Raw genomic sequence first — 4,813 nt, forward strand, 5'->3', positions numbered from 1 at the left:
TAAAACAAAAGCCCCGAAAATCGGGGCTTGGCATAGTTGCACTCACTTGCTTGTTTCTATTTTGTTTTTTAGCGGAAATAAGTAATTTTCGCCTGATTTCCGCTTGCATCGACGGAGCAGCTAAATTGCGCACGCAACATAGCCCCGAAACTGTTTTGTGAATCGACATATCCGCTTATTTCAAACGTCCCATCGGCATTTTCACGTCGTTGCCACCCTCCGAAATCAGCCGAAGAAGGCGATTTTAAAATACCCGTTACCGCGCTTTCGCAAGCTGATTGCGCCTGATATACGCTCGGCTTGGATGACGTACCGCCGTTTTTGAATGTAAACCAAAGCATCGGGATGGAAACCAGAATCCCGGTGCCGATCAATTTCAAGAAATCAGACCCTCCGCTTTTTTTATTTTTCTGTCTGAGCTTTTCTCTTTCTTTCGCTTTTTCGCTTTCTTCTTTGGCAAGATCGGGATTGTCGGCATGGAGGATTTTATCGTATTCCGCCTTTGCCGCCGGATTCAGCAAATACTCGCGACACCATCTTATCTCATCCAACTCAAGTTCCTGTCGCTCCGCAGCACGCAATATAGCCCGTTTAATCTCTTCTTCCGTTGCAGATGACATAATCCCAAGAAGTTTGTAATAGTTTTCCATTTCATTCTCCATATTTATTTTAAATAATGTATTCTAAAACAAACGGCATAAAAAAGAAACAAACGGTATAAAGGCCGTCTGAAAGTGCTATTCAGACGGCCTTGTCTTTTATTCGGCCACTGTATTACCGCGCAAACACGCGGTAAAACCATCGCGGCCGTTTTGCTTGTCCGGCGAAGGCTGGACACTGCGCAAAATCCAAACGGGCAACAGCGTGCCGTAGGTGTTGAAGCGGATACAGTTCTGGACCGACCAGCCGCCGCCGAATGCGGCCGCCTTGAGCGTGAAATACGGCTTGCCGGTCGCAGGATTGGTCGGCGCAAGATCGGTCAAGGTATCGCTTTTTGCGACCAAGCCCAGCCGCTCGCCGTAAAGCTCAAATTGGGTTGCAGTAATAAATTTAATCAGCCAACGCTCGGTAATCGCGCCATTACTGGCCAATTTAATCGGGTAGTCTTTGACATTGGTACGCGCCAAAATAGGCTCCCCGCGTTGCGCGTCACTCCACACATTGTCCCATGCCTGTTGCGAAAACGGCTCGGTAGCGCGCACCAGCAAATCGCCGCCGATCAGGGCGGAGGACACAAATGTATGCTCCTTCGGATAGTTGCGCCCAATCGCAAACTGGAGTTTCAGACGGCCTGAAATATCGACGCCGGTCACACGGTTTTCTTCTTCCCACGCGCAAACGGCAGTCAGCGGCAGGGTATATTGCGACAAGTCCAACGGCTCGGCAAAAGTAATGCTGCCCGCTTTGAGGTCTGCCGTGTATTTCTCAGCGAGGACGTGTTTGCCCTTGCTGTCGACCAAGCAGAGGCGGTCGATATTTTGACGGTTGAGCGTGATTTTTTGAGCGGCAGTAAACGCGCTGCCCAAATCCTGCTTGAGACGGTTGGAAATCACGATCATATCGCCCTTGCGGAACACAGGGACGCGTCCATCGGCAGGCAGGCGTACGGCATCAATGCCGATAATCGACGAATCCAAAGGCAGGTTGTCTTGGGTCACGGCGTTGTAGCGTAAATCTTCAGGGTAAAAACCCTCATCGCGCTTGATTTCATAAAAGCCTGTCTCGTAGTCGATTTTGCCTGTGATGCCGCCGGTAATTTCGCCTGCGGCGTTGCTTCTGCCGACAATTTCGCCATTGCCCGCGTAAACGGTAAAACTTTCAGGCTTAACCGGCGCAGCAGGTGTGCGGCCTGCATAACCATAACCCTTGATCTGTGGCTGGCGTACGATACCGCCTGTAATTTTAAGATTCAGGAAGGCAATATTACGGTCATTGATAATGACTTTACCGTCAGCAGTCAACGTACCGACTACATCGCCAGAACCTTGTACTGCATTCCAATTCTTATAAAGCGTACCGCCTCGTTCAACAATCTCTGTCTCGCCGTCATGAAATGACCAGGTATCAAAAACACAGACGCTTCCTTGATCAAAGTCGCTCAAAACATTAAATAACAAGCCACCGTTCAAGCTGCCACGACGTTTTTTTATTGAGGCTGGATCACTAGTGAGGTAATCTGCATACCAACTGACTATTTTCCCATAACGGTTTATTGTTTTGGTTTCAAGCAATTCTAGGTACTTATATTTTGTACCCAAAATATTTCCTTCGACTATCCGTCTTTCCTGACCAGCAACCTGCAACACCGTTTTAGGTACAATTATTGTCGAGCCTACAGCACTTACACCCTCGGCTTTTCGACCGCCGATTGTGAACTCGCCATTTTTCGCAGGGTTGGCGGACAATACAATTTTAAAACCGCCTGAACCAGTTTTTATTCCCATTATTTATCCTATCTCAATGCTGCCGCATAACCAGAATAACTGTTTGAAACAGTTGTACTTGTATATTCTTCAAAGCTTCCCAAAGCCGTTAAAGAAACAGTGCGCCAATCAGGTATCGCTGTCCCCAGTGTGATATTCCAAACCTCTCCTTTTTCCTCTGCGGTCAAGCCAAGACCATCAGCAAGGCCAACTTGAATGCGATCAGGCTCATCACAAACATAATCAACTGAAGTAGAGTCAATATAAGCCGGCAATTTAATCGTGCCGTTCAAATAATCCACGCTGCCAGTTGCATCGCCCGTTAATTTTCCTGCTCCATCATCTCGTGCGCTTTTTTTACCGTTATTTTGCCAAGTAAGCACCAGCGTTCCCGGCTTAATTGGATGGCCTAGGGAATAAGTGCACTCCCCATTTGCCGCCTTGGGCAGATTATTCCCCCCCGTCTTCCCACCATCAAAAGACGTAAAACCAGAGGAATCTCCCCATTGAAACACCAAACGGCTGCCAACATCCGGAAGAGACGGTAGATTAAGCAATACACTGCCTGTTGCAGACGATACCGTACCTACACTTTTACCGGCTTCATCCCGTAACACGCCGTCGCCTGTATCGGTCAAAACATACCAAACGCCCAAAGCCATAAAAGACACTTTTAAACTACCCAAAGCAGGATTAGGTCTAAGCAGAGGGGCAAATGATGTACCGTGGTTGGTTTCTTTAATTTCTACCGCAAAAGCATATCGCGCTGATGACGATTTAGCACCCGGAACCGCAGTTACCGTGTAATAACCTGTCGGCAAACCACTCAGACGCCCATGAGCGTAATCGGCATTGACGATATTGTCCCCGCTTTTAAGTTGACCGAAGCCATTGTCTGTGTAGTTCCCAATCTTGATACTGCCGGGTAAAACAGCCGAAGGCAAAGTTAAGGTTCCACTATCGACACGCCCCGCAAAAAGCTGCTTTTCCGGCGCAGCGGCGACCCATGCTTCACCGGGAACCGGGTATTCGTCCGCATAAGGTGTCTCGACTGTCGAGGTCGGTACAAGCTTTTCGTAAATGCTTGACACCGTCAGCGCGGCATCTCCTGCCGAAAGGCCATCTGACACGGGTTTGACACCATAATAAGTCGCGGAATCTGCAACTTGGGTTTCTAAAATCTTAACTTTAGGCGCGGCATAACCTTTGACCGGATAATCGACACCGTCAAAATCTCGGGTTAACGGATTGCTGATTTCCATTTTGACTACACGGCGCGGCACTTCCTCGACCTCACCGTTTGATTTTGGAATCTCAAAAATGCGCACCTCGTCTTCGATGTTGATAATGCGGAAATACTCTGTGATACGGCGCGTCATATTTTCAGTTTTATCCTCATATTGCAGACAATAACGCTCGCCAACCTTCGGCAAAGGAGCCTCTACGCGCTGATACGCCTGCACAAGGCGCACGCCTGCCAAATGGCGACCCAATAACGTCATGCGGCTCTCCACTGTCGGCACAGAATACGCCTCAATGCGCGGCATAATATCCGCGCGGCTCTCTCCGTAGTTGCGCGCCTTAAACGCTAAAAAAGACACGTTTTCAGAGGTCGGCGGCTCGGTAATGACGAAATGACCGCCGTAAAGCGGCTCGGAGTCGTTACGCAAAACGGCAGGGTACAGCAGACGCGCGTCCAGGCTGCCCATCGTGCGGTCAACGTCCGAGACGGGCGGAAAAATCTCGTTATCCTCGCCCGTCAGCGGCTGGCCGACCATCAAACCGCCGCCGTCAGGCGTATCGGTCATGCGCTGGCTGGGGTAAATCTGCAAATCCTGCTGCGTCAGGCGCGTTGTTTTTTCCATTTTGAAACCTTTTTAAATCCTGTTTAAACCTACTTTCAGACGAACTTAAAACGTCATCAGGCAGAGCTGGGCGGTGTATCGCTCGCTATCCGTTTCCGGCGTTGAGTAATGCACCGGCTCGACATTGTTCAAAGCCGCGTTGTGCGTACGCCAAATAACATTAAATTCGCGGCCGTCGTAGTGCGTCAGCGTCATCTCCAATTCGGGGACGTCGGTCCAGTCACGCAACGTACGCAAGATACTCAAATCAAGCCACACCCAATCGCCCGACAGCGTAATCGGGCGACCGTTTGTCTTAATGCCTTGTTGAATGACCAATCCGCCCGACAAGGTGCGCTGCGGAGCGGCCTGCGCCACCTTGTTCCATTCAAATTCATCGTCCCAGCGCATATCCTGCGGCAGATGTACGGCCACGCCGGTATCTTTCCGTTTCAGCGTCCATTCTTGATTTGCCATTTCAGACGGCCTTTGCGTATTTTTCTCAAAACCCTATTAAAACAAAAGCCCCGAAAATCGGGGCTTGGC

The 4,813-nt window shown here is 49.6% G+C and carries 4 protein-coding genes; all 4 read right to left on the reverse strand.

Annotation, left to right across the window (positions count from 1 at the left end):
* Window positions 1-68: 68 nt before the first annotated feature.
* Complete coding sequence (locus HMPREF2952_RS00915) at window positions 69-650, reverse strand: hypothetical protein (protein WP_070646330.1); 582 nt, start codon at window positions 648-650, stop codon at window positions 69-71.
* 108 nt (window positions 651-758) lie between these two features.
* A complete protein-coding gene (locus HMPREF2952_RS00920) occupies window positions 759-2,444 on the reverse strand; it encodes a hypothetical protein (RefSeq protein WP_070646327.1) in 1,686 nt (561 codons plus the stop codon).
* Window positions 2,445-2,452: 8 nt separating this feature from the next.
* The gene (locus HMPREF2952_RS00925; protein ID WP_249967815.1) at window positions 2,453-4,288 is read right to left on the reverse strand and encodes a hypothetical protein; all 1,836 of its coding nucleotides are present in this window, start codon (window positions 4,286-4,288) and stop codon (window positions 2,453-2,455) included.
* A 45-nt stretch (window positions 4,289-4,333) separates the two neighbouring features.
* The gene (locus HMPREF2952_RS00930; protein ID WP_070646324.1) at window positions 4,334-4,744 is read right to left on the reverse strand and encodes a hypothetical protein; all 411 of its coding nucleotides are present in this window, start codon (window positions 4,742-4,744) and stop codon (window positions 4,334-4,336) included.
* Window positions 4,745-4,813 lie beyond the last annotated feature (69 nt).

The organism is Neisseria sp. HMSC068C12, assembly GCF_001814095.1.
Classification (GTDB): Bacteria; Pseudomonadota; Gammaproteobacteria; order Burkholderiales; family Neisseriaceae; genus Neisseria; species Neisseria perflava.

Bases quoted from the DNA above. Each gene is read 5' to 3' on its own strand.
- HMPREF2952_RS00915 (WP_070646330.1), bottom strand. From the start codon at position 650: ATGGAAAACTATTACAAACTTCTTGGGATTATGTCATCTGCAACGGAA.
- HMPREF2952_RS00920 (WP_070646327.1), bottom strand. From the start codon at position 2,444: ATGGGAATAAAAACTGGTTCAGGCGGTTTTAAAATTGTATTGTCCGCC.
- HMPREF2952_RS00925 (WP_249967815.1), bottom strand. From the start codon at position 4,288: ATGGAAAAAACAACGCGCCTGACGCAGCAGGATTTGCAGATTTACCCC.
- HMPREF2952_RS00930 (WP_070646324.1), bottom strand. From the start codon at position 4,744: ATGGCAAATCAAGAATGGACGCTGAAACGGAAAGATACCGGCGTGGCC.